This is a genomic window from Thiohalocapsa sp. ML1 (assembly GCF_001469165.1).
Classification (GTDB): Bacteria; Pseudomonadota; Gammaproteobacteria; order Chromatiales; family Chromatiaceae; genus Thiohalocapsa.
Genome location: NZ_JABX01000017.1, coordinates 103,229 through 119,117, shown reverse-complemented (window position 1 = coordinate 119,117; position 15,889 = coordinate 103,229). Strand labels below are relative to the sequence as shown.

Below are 15,889 nucleotides of genomic sequence, written 5' to 3'. Positions count from 1 at the left end.
TGCTGGCGAAGGGCCGACCTGGAGGTCGGCTCTCCGGCCCGGCGACGGCCGGCACGGCGACGGCCCGGCAAGCGCTTGGCTGCGGAGCACATGAGACCGGGCTTCCGTCACTGTCGCTCTCGTAGTCTTCATTTAATGTCCGAGGTGTTGACGGGAGTGACCGGAGTGTTGACTGGAGTGTTGACTGGAGTGTTGACTGGAGTGTTGACTGGAGTGTTGACCTCCAGGTCAACACGGCGACAGAGCGGGATGCGCTGGCGAAGAGCCGACCTGGAGGTCGGCGCTCCGGCCCACGGCCGGGCGCCAGCAGCCGTGGAAGCTGAGCGGGACCACGTCCGGCAGCGCGAGCACGCAGACCGGGCCGGCCGGGAGTGCCGCGGCGTCGAACACCCAAACCTCGCCCGCGTCGGCATTGCCGTCGTAGACCACGGAGATAAGCCAGAGCCGCGTCGGGTCGTCCGCGTCCGGTGCGATGACGGGCTCCGACGGGTAGCGGCCGTCGCCCAAGTCGGCAAGCTCCAGCCGGTCGTGCACGTGGTCGAAGCAGGCGAGCGTGTCGTAGCGCTCCGCGGTCGTGTCCGTGCCGGGTCGGTGTGCGGCTAGGTAGGTGCGCTGCCAGGGACGGCCGACGTCGGCCGGCGCCACCATCGGGAACTCTATGGAGCGCGGACTCATCTCGGCCAGCTCCTGCACGGCGCCAGTCTGAGGCTCCAGCGTCAGGCGCCACAGCATCGCCTCCGTGGGCGTCGTAGTCCGCCCCGAGGCCACTTCGCGCAGGTGCTCGTTGGTGCTGAAATCCGGGTAACGCGCGAGATCCAGCACCAGCCAGCCGCCGTCGGCCGCGGCGCCGTTGCCGAAGTGCCACTGGTAGAAGGGCTCGGTCTCGCCGCGGGCGACAAGGGCCAGCGTGTCGCGGTCGAAGACCAGGATCTGCGTGCCCAGCTCCGGGCGCCAGGCCATGGCCTCGCTGTAGGACTTGAGCCCGAGCAACACCGGCAGCACGGCGATGCGCACCGGCGGCACCAGGAACACCAGATAGCGCCCCGACATGACCCAGTCGTGAATCAGCGGCACGCCGTCGAGGTCGTGCTGCTGCTTGGCCAGCAGCCGACCGGCGCGGTCGCAGCGATAGAGCAGGAGCCGGGCGTTGCGCCCCGGGATCGACACGCCGAAGTTGTAGATCTCGCCCGTCTCCGGGTCCTGCTTCGGATGCGCGGAGAAAGGCTCGCGCTGCGCGAGCCGGCCGGCGGGCCCGGCGAGGTCCGGGGTGTCCAGGGTCGCGAGGGTGTCCAGGTCCAGCGCGTGTGGGCCGCCGCCCTCCCACAGCGCCAGCAGCCGGTCCGTCAGTGCGATGACCGAGGTGTTCGCGGCGTTCTTGAGCGGCCGGTGCCAGTGGTTCCAGATCGGTCCCGGCGCCGTCATGCCGTAGTTGCCGTAGAGCAGCCGCCCGGCCGCGGTCTCGTGCCGAAGGCCGTCGGTCTGCACGTAGCGATACGTCGCCTCGGCGCCGCCGGCGGCGAAGCACACGCGCAGCACCGCACCGTCGCCGTCGAACCAGTGGCCGACCCGCAGGCCGCCGCGCTCGAGCCGCGCCGGGCCGTTGCGGTACAGCGTGCCGCGCAGGCCGGCGGGCAGCCGCCCCTCGGTCACCGGCAACGGCGTCGTCGCGAAATCCCGGGCCGGGCGCGACACGGCGCCGGACCAGAGTCGGCAGGATGGATCGGTCTGGGTCATCAGGGTTGGACAGCGTGTTGTGAGTCTGAATCGAGCGCGCGTCAGAATACAAAGTTTGAAGGGTGAAGTTTGAAGTGTGAAGATCGGGCGGGCGTGCGCGCAGCCCCTTCAAACTTCAAACTTCAAACTTCAAACTTCAAACTTCAAACTTCAAACTTGGATCTCACGCATGAGCCAGAAAGAGCCGCCCCGGCACGGCAAGACCGGCCGCACCATCGACACTGCCAAGCTCGACCGCATCGTCGCCTCCGCGCGCCGGGCGAGCGACGAGCGCGCCGCTGGCTATCGCGAGCAGGCGCTGAAGCTCTACGCCTGGGTGTGCGGGCGCTGCGGGCGGAGCTTCGAGCGCACCAACCTGCGCGAGCTGACCGTGCATCACAAGGACATGGACCACGACAACAACCCACCCGACGGCAGCAACTGGGAACTCCTCTGCCTGTACTGCCACGACAACGAGCATCAGAAGTTCGAGGAGCGCATCGCCGCCATCGCCGCGGGCCGCGACCCGGACGCGAACGAACCGCCGGGCGCGCGCTCCAAGGCCCAGGGCGGCTCGCACCGGCCCTTCGGTGCCCTCGCGGACCTGCTGAGGAAGGACTGAGCGCTCCAAAGCGCCGGCGCTTTGGAGCGTCGGCGTCTCGCCGACGCCCCTTCGACGCGCCGCCCCGCCGGCAAAACGCCCAAAGCCGGCAACCACCCCCAACCGAAGGACCAGCCAACGTGCACCTCTCCGGCGACGACATGCTGCGCGGCTTGGCCGAGGCCACCACCACCATCGCGGAGGAGCTCACCGACGTGCCGCTGGCGGTACACGGCGAGCTGCCGGCGACCATCGACGGTGTTTACTTCCGCAACGGCCCCGGCCGCTTCGAGCGCGGCGGGCAGCGCTACCAGCACCCGTTCGACGGCGACGGCCACGTCACCCGGCTCGACCTCGCCGGCGGGCAGGTCCGCTACACCAATCGCTTCGTGCGCACCGCGGAATACCTCGCCGAGGAGCGCGCCGGACGCATGCTGTACCGCAGCTTCGGCACCAACCTGCCGGGCGGGCTGTTTGCCAACCTGTTCCGGCTCAACTTCAAGAACGCGGCGAACACGAGCGTGCGCTGGCACGCCGGCCGGCTGCTGGCGTTGTGGGAAGGCGGCGCGCCCTACCGGCTCGACCCGGCGACGCTGGCCACGCTGAGCAAGGAGGACTTCGACGGCGCGCTGCGCCGCCCGCGCGCGCGTCCGTCCCGCCGCCCTGCGCCACTGTTGCCATTCACCGCGCACCCCTACCTCGATGCCGAGAGCGGCGAGCTGCTGAGCTTCGGCCTCGTCTCCGGCGCGCCGAACCGGCTCATGCTCTATCGCATCGGCGCCGACGGCGTCATGGACCCGCCAAGGCAGCATGCGCTCAATCGTTTCAGCTTCGTGCACGACTTTGCCGTCACCGGTCGCTGGCTCTGCTTCCTGCTGCCGCACGCGGACTTTGATTTGCGCAAGTCCGTGCTGGGATTGAGCACCGCGGTGGGCTCGCTCTGCATCGCCACGGATCGGCCCATGCAGGTGCTGCTGCTGCCGCGGACGCCCGGCGACGACCGGCCCGTGCTGCTGCAAGGCCCGCCCGGCTTCGTCTTCCACGTCGCCGGGGCCTACGACGACGACGCCGGGCGGCTGGTACTGGACGTGATCCGCTACGGCGCCTATCCGCAGTTCGATGCGCTGGAGGACCTATTCCGCAACCCGCCGGACGGCGCCATGCCCCGTTTGGAGCGGCTCGCCGTGGACCCGGCTCGGCGGCGCTGCGAGCGCCTGAGCCTTGGGCCGGAGCTGGAGCAGCTCGCCTTCGAGCTGCCCGTGACCCGCCCCGGCGTCTGCGGCGAGCCGCGGCCGATCCTCTACGGCATCGGCGCACCGCCGGGCCGGCGCGCGCCGTATCTCACGTCGATCCACCGGGTCGACACCGCCACGGGCCGGCTCGTCAGCCGCGATTTCGACGCCGACCTCGTCGGCGAGCCGATGCTGGTGCCGGGCGCCGACGGCGACGAGGGCTGGCTATTGAGCCTGGTTCATCGCGTTGGGCAGGGCCGCACCGACTTGGTCGTACTGCGCGCCGCGGACCTGTCCGTTCAAGCCACCGCGGCGCTGCCGCACCGGGTGCCGGTCGGGTTTCACGGCTGCTGGGTGGGTCGGGAGGCGCTGCCGGACTCGTCCGGCGACTGATGCCGCAGACGCCTCGGGCCAAACGGCTGCGTCAAGCAACTGCTCAAGGGCCGAAGATGCCGCCAAGGCTCAGGCGGTGTGGCCGAGGGCCACCAGCGACGGCGTTCGCCGGAGCCCCTGCATGAGCGTGCGGCGGCTTTCCAGCACATGCCCCATCGCCCGCACCAGCCGCGGCGAAGCTTCCAGCAGCAGTTGCAAGGCGGCGGGGGCGATGACCAGCACCTGCCCCGATTGGGCGGCACCTCGTAAGCGAAGCTGAGCTCCACCCCGCCGGCGCGCTCGAGCGTCGGGCGGGAGAGATTGCTGAACGAGCCCTTATAGAGCGCCGAGTTGGGCACGATCTTGAGCTCCAGGCTCGTCGTCTGCAGCCGCACCGAGCGCCAGTTGATCTCTACCACTCGGCCGGTGACGCCATCGACGGTGATCCAGTCCCCCACCGCCAGCGGGCGCTCTGCGAGCAGGATCAGTCCGGACACCGTGTTGCCAAGCGGCTCCTGCAACGCGAGACCGATCACCACTGAGCCGAGCCCGAGCGCCGCCCAGGCGGTGCCGATCTCCTTGCCCCACACCTCCGAGTAGATGAAGGCCGCGCCGATCCCGACCACGGCAAAGCGCACCAGGTCGCGCACCAGGCTCGGTACCCGAGCCTGCCAGGAGCCCTCCGGCGCCGCGCCGAACAGGACGTGATTGACGAACGACAACCCCTGGTACAGCACCGCGATCCACAGCACGGTCTTGACGAGCTGCACGACCGTGTTGTCCTCCGGCAAGCCGAGGATGTAGCGCAGGAACAGGATGAGCGCGAGCGTCGGCACCACCAGCACGCGCACCCCGGAAACCACGCCGGCCGCCGGCCAGCCGCGGCGACGGCCCAGCGCCGAGAGCTCGCCGAGCGCCACCATCAACAGCGGAAACCCCACCGCCAACGCGATGGTCCAGGGCAGGATCGGTTCAGAGAGGATGCTCGTGTCCATCGCTCCGGCTCATTGGGTGATGTGTTGCCGCGGCCGTGTCGGGCGGCTAGGCGGCCGGCTAGGCGGGCGGTCAGGCGGGCGGACGGCGGTGATGGCGGCTCGGCCCCGCGGCAAGCGGCGGGTCAGTCGAGCAGTCGTCGAGCGCCGGGTCGATATGCACATCTTCGAGGGTGCGGAAGGCGTCGGCAAACTCCTGCATGGCCGCAACGCCCGTTCGGCTGTCGGCGAGGCTCCGCGCCTGATTGCGCATATTGGAGAGCAGGCTCTCCAGTACGTTGGTCTTGGCCACCCGCTGGCCGACGAGCTGGTTCTGCGCCATGGCGGAGAAGGCATCCCGGGCGCGCACGTAGCCGATCACGGTCACGATCAGCACGGAGAACAGGCTGACGAGGAGCAGCGCTAGGATGAGCTTCGATTGGATGCTGAGATGCTTCACTCGGTGGCCCGCCGGAAGGTGCAGAACGACTCGGGTGGGCGGGGCGCCGCCGCGGACCCGGGTGTAGACAGGCGAGCAAGCGCTGCGCCTGCGGCAGACCTTGCCGGGAGGCCACTTTCAGCGGGTGGCAACCGTCAATCTTGCGTGGATTCTGCGCCTGACGCGGCGTTCTTGGATGCCCGCCAGGTGCGTACAACGACAGGCCGCCGTGCGCCCCGAGCGGCCGCCGATGCACGGATGTGTTGCATGCGCGCAAACTGCACACGCAATGCACTGGCGCGCGGCGCGCCCGCACCCCGGCTCGGGCTCAGCCGTCGGTCCTGCGAGCCGCGCGCCCGTGCGGCGCCAGAAAGTCCAGCGCCGGCCCCTTGGGCACGATGCCGGTCGGGTTGATGGCGGTGTGGCTGGCGTAGTAGTGCAGCTTGATGTGGTCCATACGCACGGTCTCGGCGACGCCGGGCATCTGATACAGCTCGCGGGTGTAGGCCCAGAGGCTGGGATAGTCCACGATGCGCCTCAAGTTGCACTTGAAGTGGCCGTGGTAGACCGCGTCGAAGCGGACCAGGGTCGTGAAGAGTCGCCAGTCCGCCTCGGTGATGCGACCGCCGACCAGGTAGCGTTGCGTGGCGAGCCTGGCTTCCAGCTCGTCGAGCGTCGCGAAGAGCGCGTCGAAGGCCGCCTCGTAGGCGCTCTGGCTGGTCGCGAAGCCGGCCCGGTAGACGCCGTTGTTGATGTTGTCGTAGACCAGATCGTTGACCGCATCGATGTCGGTGCGCAAGGCCTCGGGGTACAGATCCAGGTCCGCGCGCCCGAAGGCGTCGAAGGCGCTGTTCAGCATGCGGATGATCTCCGACGACTCGTTGTTGACGATGGTGTCGCGCGCCTTGTCGTAGAGCACCGGCACCGTCACGACGCCGTCGAAGCCTGGCGCGGCGTGCGCGTAGAGCTGATGCAGTTTCTCGTACCCGTGCACAGGGTCCGGCGTCGCGCCCGGGTAGTCGCCGAAGACCCAGCTCTCCGGCGGCATCACGGGGTGCACGACGGACACCGAGATCAGGTCTTCAAGCCCCTTCAGCGCGCGCACGATGAGCGTGCGGTGCGCCCAGGGGCAGGCGTAGGAGACATACAGGTGATAGCGGCCCGGCTCGGCGCGGAAACCGCCGTCGCCGGACGGCCCGGGGCTGCCGTCCGGCGTCACCCAGTTGCGAAAGCCAGACTCCCAGCGAACAAACTCACCGTTGCGATTGGTCTTCATGCGGCCCTCCGGGGCGTTGGGTGGCGGGTGGCGTGGGTCGGGTGATGCAGCTCGGCGGGCGTCCATCTTTGCTGCAACGTTCGCGCGCAGACTCGTTTGTCCGAGAATGGCGGCAGCCGAGCCGGTTTTCGCCCATGCAGTTATCCCTACGCACAAAGCTCTTCCTGGCGCTCCTGTGCGTCAGCCTATTCGCGGTGCTAGTCACCCAGGGCTTCGTGCGCTGGTCGTTTCAGCGCGGGCTGGAGCAGCTCGCCGCCGAGCGGCAGGCGCAGCGCCTGGACGCCATCGCGGAGCGGCTCGTCGCCATCCACAGCGCCGACGGCGGCTGGCAGCGGCTGGCCGCGGACCGGCGGCTGTGGGTGCGCACGCTGCTCGGCGCGCCGGAGCGCGGCTGGCAGCGGCGGCGCGACGGCGAGCCCGACGACCCGGGCGCTCCCGTCCACGGCCCCCGCAGCCATGGCCCGCCGCCCTGGCTGCACGACGCGCTGCGCGGGCGCTTCGGCGGCCCCGGCGACCCCAACGCCTGGCCGCCGGCGCGGGCGCTGGAACGCCTCGCGGCCGGGGAGCCGCCGCACCCGCTGGAGCTCAGGCTGATGCTGCTCAATGCGGCCGGCGACAGCGTCTACGCCCGCCCGGAGCTGCTCGCGGACGCCGAGCGGCTGCCGCTCATGGACGCGGGCGCGCAGATCGGCACCCTGGCCGTGCTGCCAGGGCCGCCCGTCGCGGAGCTGGCGGACCTGCGCTTTCGCGAGCGCCTGCGCCTGGCGCTCTGGCTCATCGCGCTCGGCGTGTCCCTGCTCGCGGCACTGTTGGCCTTTCCGTTGTCGAAGCGGCTGACCCGGCCGGTGGCGGACTTTCAGCGCACCATGCGCCGCCTCGCCGCCGGCGACTATGGCGCGCGCGTGGCCGTGCAGGGCCAGGACGAGCTCGGCCGGCTGGCGCTGGACCTCAATGCGCTCGCCGCCGCACTCGCACAGACCGAGCAGGCACGCCGGCAGTGGGTGGCGGACATCTCGCACGAGCTGCGCACGCCGCTTGCGCTGCTGCGCGCCGACATCGAGGCCATGCAGGACGGCGTGCGTCCGCTGAGCCCCGCGGCACTCGATGCGCTGCATGCCGATACGCTGCGGCTCAAGCGGCTCATCGACGACCTCTACGAGCTGTCCATGACGGACCTGGGCGCGCTCAGCTATCACCGCGAGCCGCTGGACCTCGCGGCGCTGCTTGCAGAGACGCTGGACGGCCATCGCGAGGCCTTCGCGGGAGTCCGCCTCGGGCTTGAGCTGGACGTCGGCCATGCCCGGGACTGGACGCTGTTCGCCGATCCGCAACGGCTGGCGCAGCTCTTTCGCAACCTGCTCCAGAACAGCCTCGCCTATACCGATGCCGGCGGCGAGCTGCGCGTCGGCCTCGCCCGCGTCGACGGGCGGTTCTGCATCGACTTCCACGACAGCGCGCCGGGCGTGCCGGCGGCGGCGCTGCCGCACCTGTTTGAGCGGCTCTACCGCGTCGACAGTTCCCGCAACCGCGCCACGGGCGGGGCCGGGCTCGGCCTCGCCATTGCGCGCAACATCGTGCTGGCCCATGGTGGCGACATCGCCGCCATGCCGTCGCCGCTCGGCGGGCTCTGCGTGCGCATTAGGCTGCCGCCCGGGGGCGGTGCCGCCGCCGAGGCGCGCGGTGGCGGCGCCGACGGCACCGCAACCCACTCCGCCGAGATCGCAGGACCATGACCGAGCGCATCCTGATCATCGAAGACGAGACCCGCCTCGCGGCACTGCTGGCGGATTACCTCAAGGCCGCAGGCTTCGCGACCGATTGCCTTGCCACGGGCACCGGCGCCGTGGACTGGATTCGGGCGCACGCGCCCGCGCTGGTGCTGCTGGACCTGCGGCTGCCCGGGATGGACGGACTCGACATCTGCCGCCAGGTGCGCGCCTTCTCGGCGGTGCCCATCATCATGACCACGGCGCGGGTGGAGGAGATCGACCGCCTGCTCGGGCTCGGGCTCGGCGCCGACGACTACGTCTGCAAGCCCTACAGCCCGCGCGAGGTCGTCGCCCGGGTCAAGGCCGTGCTGCGGCGGCTGCACCCGCCAGAACCCGTCGCGGACGCCGCTGTCGCCGGCCCGCTCCGGCTCGATGACGACAGCCTGCGGGTGCGCGCCGACGGCGGCGAGATCCAGCTCACCGCCGTGGAGTACGCGCTGCTGCGCGCGCTGGTGGCGCGGCCCGGCAAGATCCTCTCGCGCGCCCGGCTCATGGAGCGCATCTACGACGACCACCGCATCGTGTCGGACCGCACCATCGACAGCCACGTCAAGAAGCTGCGCAAGCGGCTCGCCGAGATCCTGCCCCCCGGGCGGGAGCTGATCCACTCCGTCTACAGCGTCGGTTATCGCTACGAGGATGTCGCGGACTAGATTGCTTGACGGCAGGGGGGAGGGCCGAGGGCCGAGGGCCGAGGGCCAAGGAAGACCTGCTCGGGCATTGACCTTACCGTCTTCATCGAAATCGCTATCGAAATCGAAATCGGGATCGCTATCGGCATCGCTATCGGCATCGACACGACATGACACCGGGCCATGAGAAGCGAGATTTCGATAGCGATTTCGATGCTCGCCGACCCCTCGCAACGATTTGCACGATCCTTGCCCATTGCCTGCGTCGGCGTTGCCGACGGGCGGCCTAGACTGCAACGCGTGGATGGCGCGACGCGCAGTGAAGCAAGCGCGGCGCCCGTCCCGAACAGCCCTGCACAAGCCACTGCATTGGAGACGAAAGCATGTTCAAGACCGACACCCTGCCGCTGGCCGCCCTCGGCCTCGCCCTCTGCCTCGGCTCGACGGCGGGCATCGCCCTCGCCGAGCCGCTGGACGGCCATCCCCGCGGCGCCGCCCGCGTCGACGCGCGCCTAGAGCGGATGACCGAGCAGCTCGACCTCACCGAGCCGCAGCGCGATGAGATCCGGGCCCTGCTGGACGAGCATCATCAGGCTGCGGATCAGGAACGCGCAGTGCTTCGCGAGCAGATCGACGCGGTGCTCACCGACACCCAGCGCGAACGCCGCGATGAGCTGCGCACGGGGCGCATGGACCGGCGGCTGGACCGGCTGGCGGAACAGCTCGATCTGAGCGATGCGCAGCGCGACGAGATCCGCGCCATCATGGACGCCAAGCGGTCGGACCCGGACAGGGACCGCGCGGCGGTGCGCGATGAGATTGCAGCGGTGCTGACCGATGCGCAGCGCGCGGAGCTGCGCGACCGGCGCGGCCCGGGTCGCGGCGGCCCGGGCGGCTTCGACGGGGACGTTCTGCGCTGAGGTTCTGCGCTGAAAGCCACGCCGGCGCGCGAACGGCGCGCCGGTGCGGCACCGGGTCAAGCGGCGGGGCTTGTGTGCGTCGGCTTCACGAGATAGCCACGGACCAGCAGCGACAACGCGATGGCGGCGACCGCCGCGATACCGACCACCAGGGTCAGGATCATCCAGTTGTCGTTGAGCCAGGCGATGGCGACGCCGGACAGGAGCAGAAACGTGCCGAACAGGGCCATCTTCCAATCGATGTAGATGCCGGACAGCACCGCGGCCAAGCCGATCAGGTAGATGGTCACGAAGGCCGACTGCTCGTCGTTCAGAAAGTCCTGCACCGCGTGCGCATACAGAAGCCTGAGCACGAGGATCAGCACGGCCCAGTGCAGAATCTGGCGCACGATGTAGGTCCAGCGATCGGCGCTGGACGTACCGGCCCAACGCCAGCCGCCGAGGATCGATACCAGCGCCACGAGCGGGATGAACAACTGCCAATAGGTGCTCATCTCCGCGGCGTCGTGGGCCGTCATGGCCACCAGGCCGATGGCAGCCACGTACAGCACCAGGTACGGCAACTAGTAGAACATGAAGCGCTTGCGCTCAAGCTGTTGGTCGGATGCGGACACGGCGAGATCTCCTTCGACTTGCGGTTCTCTCGTTGTTGGGTCCGCCCGCGCGGCGGCGGCGGGCACGGACGAGGCGGCGCACAGCATAACCCTGACGCCCGGGCCGGGACAGGGAAACTTGACCGCGAGCGGGGTTTCGGCCGCGGTCGCGATGACGCCCCGACGCCCCGCAACCGGATTAATCAGCCGCCCGCGTGATCGAGCTCCACCGCCTCCAGCAGCCGGTCGTAGATCTGCGGAAAGGTGTAGGCGACGCGGTTCCAGGACGGGATCAGCTTCGCCTCCTGCGGGCCCTTGCTCTGCATCCAGGCATCCCACAGAAAGCCGCGGAAATGGCTCGCGGCGGATTCTTCCTCGTACAGGTCGTAGTGCAGATCGTTGACGTCCGCGTCGTAGCTGTACTTGCGAATGTACTTGAGCGCGTTCTGGTAATAGGTATGCAGCAGCATGTCGACGTAGGAGTCGTCCAGCGGCACGCCATGCGAGCGCATGTAGGTGAGATAGAACTTGGCGATGTCCACCACCATGCGATGCAGGCCCTTGTTGGTGTCGTCCGGCGATAGCTCCTGGTGCTTGTGCTCGTAGTTCGGCGCGAGGTCGATCTGCGCCACCTGCCGGCGCGTCAGTTGGTCGTAGACCTGCGACAGGGTCGCGACCTCAAGGCCCCAGTCGTAGGCGATGTTGAGCCCGCGGGCGAGGTCGGACGTGAAGCAGAACTCGCCGGCCAACGGATACTTGAAGGCCCGGTGGTAGTCGAAGAAGCGCTGCAGCTCCGTCTGGCCGTGCTGGCACATGAGGCGCGAGAGGGTATCGACGAAGGGCGTCACGAACAGCCGCGTGACGCGGCCCTTCAGGGAGCGCTCGGTGGGGGAGATGCGCGCGTAATAGCCCTTGCAGAATTGGAAGTCGTTGTTCGGGTTCGCCACGGGCTCGATGAGCCGCCCGAGCATGGTGCGGCTGTAGGTGACGATGTCGCAGTCGTGCAGCGCGATGATGTTGGCTTGATCGCGCGCGAATAAATAGCCAAGGGTAAGCCATACCGACTGGCCCTTGCCCTGCTCGCCGGTGGGGATGCCGCGCTCGGCCATCTGCGCGAGCAGGTTTTGGATGCGCGGACCGTCGATCCACACCACCCGCACCTCGCGCCCGGGCGTCGCGAGCCGGCCGAAGTAGGCCTGTGCCTCGCGGAACTTGTCTTCTTCCGGCGCGCCGCCCAAGGCGACGACGATGCTGCGCAGGTAGCGCACGTCGGCGATGCGCTCGATGATGCGGTCGAGCACACCGGCGTTGCCGAGCTCGGCGTACAGCGACGGCAGCAGCAGGCTGATGTGCTCGTGACGGGCGTGTTGCTCGAGCTTGCGCTCCAGACTGACCAGGTAGTTTTCTTTGTCGAACGCCTCGTAGAGGGCGTGCAGTGTCGTGATCTGCGGTTCCTGATGGAAATCGGCCATGAGCGAAACCCTCAGGTCGGTGTCGCGGTGGGACACGACCAGTCGGTGGCTGCGCCCTGCGCCCGGTCCGCCGGCGCCGCCAAGTTCTCCAGGGGAGCGATGGGCAGGATACCCGCTCGGCTGCTATGCAACAATCGCTCCAAGGTATCGACGCGCGGGTCCTCAAGCCCGCGGCGCCGCAGTCGCGCGCGGCCGGGAAGGACTGGCGCGCGACGCTTGCTCAACGCGTTATTTGTGCGCGATGGGCTTGTCCGTGAACAGGTAATCCTTCAGCTCGCCGTCGAAGGCCGGGTCCTTGCGGCGGATCCACTCCAGCACCATCGCCGCGTGCTCCTTCTCCTCGTCGCGGTTGTGCGCGAGGATCGCGGCCAGATCCGGGTCCTTGCAGGCATCCACGCGCTGGTTGTACCAGTCGACGGCTTCGAGCTCCTCCATCAACGAGATGATGGCGCGGTGCATGTCGCGCGTCTCATCGGAAAGCTCCGCGACGGGTTCGTGGTAGCCCTCGTTTGCCATGCTGTCGTACTCCTCTAAGTCGAAGAAGACCGGTTGCGATCGGGGATGGCGCAGTCAAACGCCGGATGATCAACCGGAAACTCACCGCTAAGGATGACAGAAAAGACCCGTCGGGTCCCGCACGCAGTGTATTGGCGCGGCGGTTCGCGGCCAGCCCGCTCGCCGACCGCTGTGGTCGGCGCCGCGCCGGTCAGGCGTCGGCAATGCTCTGTTTAAGCGCCGCAAGCAGGCTCGCATTCTCATCCGGCGTGCCGACGGTCAAGCGCAGGCAGTCCGCGAGCAGCGGATGGGCGCCGTCGAGCTTCTTGATCAGCACGCCGCGCGCAAGCAGGCCGTCAAAGACGGCGCCGGCACGGCCCGGCGCCGTGCGCGCGAGGATGAAGTTGGCATCGCTCGGGTAGGGAAAGATGCCGGCGAGGGCCGAGAGGGCGTCGTAGAGCCTGCCGCGCTCGGCGCGGATCGCGGCGGTCTGCGCGTCGAGCCTGTCGCGGTGGCGCAGCGCAAAGGCCGCGCTCGCCTGGGTGAGCACGTTGATGTTGTAGGGCAGCCGGACCTTGTCGACCTGCGTGAGCCACTCGGCCGGCCCCGCGAGATAGCCGAGCCGCAGGCCGGCTAAGCCCATCTTGGACACGGTGCGCATCACGAGCAGGTTCGGCCACTCCCCGAGCCGGGGCAGGAAGCTTGCGTCCGTGAAGGGCGCGTAGGCCTCGTCGACGATGACGAGGCCGGGACAGGCCTCGATGACGCGCTCAATGGCCGCCGCGTCGAACAGGTTGCCGGTGGGGTTGTTCGGATAGGCGATGAAGGTCAGCGCGGGCTGCTCGCGCTCGATGGCGGCCAGCGTCGCGTCGAGGTCGAGGGCGAAGTCTGCCGCCCGCAGCGGCACGCCCACGTAGTCCATGCCCGCGAACAGCCCGATCATCCGGTACATCACGAAGCCCGGATCGAGCGACAGCACCTTGCGGCCCGGCTGGGCCACCGCGAGCGCGAGCATCTGGATCAGCTCGTCGGAGCCGTTGCCGAGCAGCAGCGCCATCTCCGCCGGGATGCCCATGGCCTCGCGCAGGGCCTGCTGCAGCTCGCGCCCCTGCGGGTCCGGATAGCGGTTCAGCGGTGCATCGCGCAGCGCGGCGAGCCAATCGTCGCGCAGTGCCTCCGGCCAGGCATAGGGGTTCTCCATGGCGTCGAGCTTGATGAGGCCGGCGCTGTCCGGGACGTGATAGGCCCTCAGAGCCTGAATGTCCGGGCGGATGAGATCAGCGGGGGGCATGGAGAAGTTTGAAGTTTGAAGTTTGAAGTTTGAAGGGTGAAGGGTGAAGGGTGAAGGGGGAAGTGTCAAGGGCGGCCGGTATTTCAAACTTCAAACTTCAAACTTTCCTCGATATTCCGCGGAGCGCGCATGCGCCGTCAGCCCCTCGCCGCGGGCCAGAATCGACGCGGTCTTGGCCAGCTCCGCGGAGCCGGCCGCGGAGGCCATGATGAGGCTGGTGCGCTTCTGGAAGTCGTAAACGCCGAGGGGCGATGAGAAGCGCGCGGTGCCCGAGGTCGGCAGCACGTGGTTGGGGCCCGCGCAGTAGTCGCCGAGTGCCTCGGCGGTGTGGCGGCCCATGAAGATGGCGCCGGCGTGGCGGATCTTGGCGGCGAGCGCCTCGGGGTCGGCCACCGACAGCTCCAGGTGCTCCGGGGCGATGCGGTTCGCGACCCCGGCGGCGTCGTCCGCGTCCTGCGCCAGGATCAGCGCGCCGCGGGCGTTGAGCGCCTTGGCGATGATGTCGCGCCGCTCCATGGTCGGCAGCAGCTTGTCGATGCTCGCGGCAACGCGGTCGAGATAATCCGCGTCCCAGGCGACCAGGATTGACTGAGCGTCCTCGTCGTGCTCGGCCTGGCTGAATAGGTCCATCGCGATCCAGTCCGGATCGGTGGCGCCGTCGCAGAGGATCAGGATCTCGGACGGGCCGGCGACCATGTCGATGCCGACCTGGCCGAACACGGCGCGCTTGGCCGTGGCGACATAGATGTTGCCGGGGCCGACGACCTTGTCGCAGGCCGGTACGCTCTCGGTGCCGTAGGCGAGTGCGGCGATGGCCTGCGCGCCGCCGATGGCGAAGGCGCGATCGACGTTCGCGATGTAGGCCGCGGCGAGCACCAGCTCGTTCAGCTCGCCGTCCGGCGTCGGCACCACCATGACCAGCTCCGGCACGCCCGCGACCTTGGCCGGAATCGCGTTCATCAGCACCGACGACGGGTAGGCCGCCTTGCCGCCCGGCACGTACAGGCCGACGCGATCGAGTGGCGTGACCTTCTGCCCCAGCAGCGTGCCGTCCGGCTCACGGTAGCTCCAGTCCTTGAGCTTCTGGTGCTCGGCGTAGGCGCGGATGCGCGCCGCGGCGGCGGCGAGGGCGTCGCGCTGCACCAGCGGGATCAGCTCCATCGCCTGCGCGAGGCGGGCGCCGGGGATGCAGAGCGCCGCCGCGTCGGCGGGCTGCCAGCGGTCGTAGCGGGCGGTGAATTCCATCAGCGCCGCGTCACCGCGCGCGCGCACGGCGTCGATGATGTCATCGACGGTGCGCTGCACCTCGCGGTTGGACACGGCGTCCCAGGCCAGCAGCGCATCGAGGCGCGCGGCGAAGTCGGCGTCGGCTGAGCGGAGGCGGGCGATGTCGGGCATGGCGATGCTCCGGGGTATTGGGCGGGCCGCGGTTCAGGCCGCGGCGCGGGCGCCGACGGCGCCGCGCAGCGCCTGCAGCAGGGCGGTGACGCGGGCGTGCTTCATCTTCCACGACGCCTTGTTGACGACCAGTCGCGAGCTGATGTCGCAGATGTGCTCCAGCGGCACCAAGCCGTTGGCCTTCAGCGTGCTCCCGCTCTCGACCAAGTCCACGATCAGGTCCGCGAGGCCCACCAGTGGCGCCAGCTCCATGGAGCCGTAGAGCTTGATGATCTCCACCTGCTGGCCCTTGGCGGCGAAGTGCCGCTCGGCGCAGCGCACGTACTTGGTGGCGATGCGCTGGCGGCGGCGGTCGGTGCGCCCGTCGAGCTGCGTGCCGGGCTTGCCGGCCACCATCATGCGGCAGCGGGCGATACCCAGATCGAGCGGCTCGTAGAGCCCGTCACCGCCGTGCTCCAGCAGCACGTCCTTGCCGGCGACGCCCACATCCGCGGCGCCGTATTCGACATAGGTCGGCACGTCGCTCGCGCGGATGATGACGAGCTTCACGCGCGGGTCATTGGTGTCCAGGATCAGCTTGCGGCTCGTCTCCGGGTCCTCGGCGGTGTGGATGCCCGCCGCCGCCAAGAGCGGCAGCGCCTGCTCGAAGATGCGGCCCTTGGACAGCGCGATGGTCAGCGTGGACATTGGAGGAAAGTTTGAAGTTTGAAGTGTG

The 15,889-nt window shown here is 69.2% G+C and carries 15 protein-coding genes; 5 read left to right on the top strand and 10 right to left on the bottom strand.

The genetic code is table 11. The annotated features are described in order from the left end of the window. Positions 1–228 precede the first annotated feature (228 nt). Complete coding sequence (locus ML01_RS12870) at positions 229–1,734, bottom strand: carotenoid oxygenase family protein (protein ID WP_082674233.1); 1,506 nt, start codon at positions 1,732–1,734, stop codon at positions 229–231. 169 nt (positions 1,735–1,903) lie between these two features. Here ML01_RS12870 and ML01_RS12865 point away from each other — a divergent pair, with 169 nt between their 5' ends. Both ML01_RS12865 and ML01_RS12860 read left to right on the top strand, forming a co-directional pair. Then, the gene (locus ML01_RS12865; protein ID WP_058555798.1) at positions 1,904–2,335 is read left to right on the top strand and encodes a YajD family HNH nuclease; all 432 of its coding nucleotides are present in this window, start codon (positions 1,904–1,906) and stop codon (positions 2,333–2,335) included. Positions 2,336–2,454: 119 nt separating this feature from the next. Further along, positions 2,455–3,939, top strand: a complete 1,485-nt coding sequence (locus ML01_RS12860) for a carotenoid oxygenase family protein (protein ID WP_058555797.1) — start codon at positions 2,455–2,457, stop codon at positions 3,937–3,939. Here ML01_RS12860 and ML01_RS12855 read toward each other — a convergent pair. The 3 genes from ML01_RS12855 to ML01_RS12845 form a co-directional block, all read right to left on the bottom strand. Next, on the bottom strand, positions 3,888–4,913 hold the full coding sequence (locus tag ML01_RS12855; protein WP_058555796.1) for a mechanosensitive ion channel family protein: 1,026 nt from the start codon (positions 4,911–4,913) through the stop codon (positions 3,888–3,890). The genes ML01_RS12860 and ML01_RS12855 overlap by 52 nt on opposite strands. Before the next feature lie 70 nt (positions 4,914–4,983). Then, complete coding sequence (locus ML01_RS12850; RefSeq protein WP_058555795.1) at positions 4,984–5,349, bottom strand: hypothetical protein; 366 nt, start codon at positions 5,347–5,349, stop codon at positions 4,984–4,986. 307 nt (positions 5,350–5,656) lie between these two features. After that, the gene (locus tag ML01_RS12845; protein ID WP_058555794.1) at positions 5,657–6,604 is read right to left on the bottom strand and encodes a glutathione S-transferase family protein; all 948 of its coding nucleotides are present in this window, start codon (positions 6,602–6,604) and stop codon (positions 5,657–5,659) included. 134 nt (positions 6,605–6,738) lie between these two features. On the opposite strand from ML01_RS12845, the gene ML01_RS12840 reads away from it, so the two are divergent. The 3 genes from ML01_RS12840 (at position 6,739) to ML01_RS12825 (ending at position 9,925) form a co-directional block, all read left to right on the top strand. Next, positions 6,739–8,337 carry an ATP-binding protein gene (locus tag ML01_RS12840; protein WP_082674232.1) on the top strand — a complete coding sequence of 533 codons (1,599 nt, stop codon included), beginning with the start codon at positions 6,739–6,741 and terminating at the stop codon, positions 8,335–8,337. Then, a complete protein-coding gene (locus tag ML01_RS12835) occupies positions 8,334–9,026 on the top strand; it encodes a response regulator (protein ID WP_058555793.1) in 693 nt (230 codons plus the stop codon). Before ML01_RS12840 ends, ML01_RS12835 begins: the two co-directional genes overlap by 4 nt. Before the next feature lie 362 nt (positions 9,027–9,388). Next, positions 9,389–9,925, top strand: a complete 537-nt coding sequence (locus ML01_RS12825) for a hypothetical protein (protein WP_058555791.1) — start codon at positions 9,389–9,391, stop codon at positions 9,923–9,925. A gap of 56 nt (positions 9,926–9,981) precedes the next feature. On the opposite strand, the gene ML01_RS12820 is transcribed toward ML01_RS12825, so the two are convergent. The 6 genes from ML01_RS12820 to hisG all read right to left on the bottom strand — a co-directional run bounded on the left by ML01_RS12820 (position 9,982) and on the right by hisG (position 15,861). Beyond that, a complete protein-coding gene (locus ML01_RS12820; protein ID WP_216819171.1) occupies positions 9,982–10,476 on the bottom strand; it encodes a hypothetical protein in 495 nt (164 codons plus the stop codon). 245 nt (positions 10,477–10,721) lie between these two features. Then, complete coding sequence (locus ML01_RS12815) at positions 10,722–11,990, bottom strand: hypothetical protein (RefSeq protein WP_058555789.1); 1,269 nt, start codon at positions 11,988–11,990, stop codon at positions 10,722–10,724. A gap of 228 nt (positions 11,991–12,218) precedes the next feature. After that, entirely contained in the window at positions 12,219–12,506 is a 288-nt protein-coding gene (locus ML01_RS12810; protein WP_058555788.1) for an encapsulin-associated ferritin-like protein, read from the bottom strand. 190 nt (positions 12,507–12,696) lie between these two features. Next, on the bottom strand, positions 12,697–13,776 hold the full coding sequence (gene hisC / locus ML01_RS12805) for a histidinol-phosphate transaminase (protein ID WP_058555787.1): 1,080 nt from the start codon (positions 13,774–13,776) through the stop codon (positions 12,697–12,699). A gap of 90 nt (positions 13,777–13,866) precedes the next feature. Beyond that, positions 13,867–15,174, bottom strand: a complete 1,308-nt coding sequence (gene hisD / locus ML01_RS12800; RefSeq protein WP_058555786.1) for a histidinol dehydrogenase — start codon at positions 15,172–15,174, stop codon at positions 13,867–13,869. A 33-nt stretch (positions 15,175–15,207) separates the two neighbouring features. Then, a complete protein-coding gene (hisG, locus tag ML01_RS12795) occupies positions 15,208–15,861 on the bottom strand; it encodes an ATP phosphoribosyltransferase (RefSeq protein ID WP_058555785.1) in 654 nt (217 codons plus the stop codon). Positions 15,862–15,889 lie beyond the last annotated feature (28 nt).

Coding starts and splice junctions, on each gene's coding strand:
- ML01_RS12870 (WP_082674233.1), bottom strand. CDS start 1,734: ATGACCCAGACCGATCCATCCTGCCGACTCTGGTCCGGCGCCGTGTCG.
- ML01_RS12865 (WP_058555798.1), top strand. CDS start 1,904: ATGAGCCAGAAAGAGCCGCCCCGGCACGGCAAGACCGGCCGCACCATC.
- ML01_RS12855 (WP_058555796.1), bottom strand. CDS start 4,913: ATGGACACGAGCATCCTCTCTGAACCGATCCTGCCCTGGACCATCGCG.
- ML01_RS12845 (WP_058555794.1), bottom strand. CDS start 6,604: ATGAAGACCAATCGCAACGGTGAGTTTGTTCGCTGGGAGTCTGGCTTT.
- ML01_RS12840 (WP_082674232.1), top strand. CDS start 6,739: ATGCAGTTATCCCTACGCACAAAGCTCTTCCTGGCGCTCCTGTGCGTC.
- ML01_RS12835 (WP_058555793.1), top strand. CDS start 8,334: ATGACCGAGCGCATCCTGATCATCGAAGACGAGACCCGCCTCGCGGCA.
- ML01_RS12825 (WP_058555791.1), top strand. CDS start 9,389: ATGTTCAAGACCGACACCCTGCCGCTGGCCGCCCTCGGCCTCGCCCTC.
- ML01_RS12815 (WP_058555789.1), bottom strand. CDS start 11,990: ATGGCCGATTTCCATCAGGAACCGCAGATCACGACACTGCACGCCCTC.
- ML01_RS12810 (WP_058555788.1), bottom strand. CDS start 12,506: ATGGCAAACGAGGGCTACCACGAACCCGTCGCGGAGCTTTCCGATGAG.
- hisC (WP_058555787.1), bottom strand. CDS start 13,776: ATGCCCCCCGCTGATCTCATCCGCCCGGACATTCAGGCTCTGAGGGCC.
- hisD (WP_058555786.1), bottom strand. CDS start 15,174: ATGCCCGACATCGCCCGCCTCCGCTCAGCCGACGCCGACTTCGCCGCG.
- hisG (WP_058555785.1), bottom strand. CDS start 15,861: ATGTCCACGCTGACCATCGCGCTGTCCAAGGGCCGCATCTTCGAGCAG.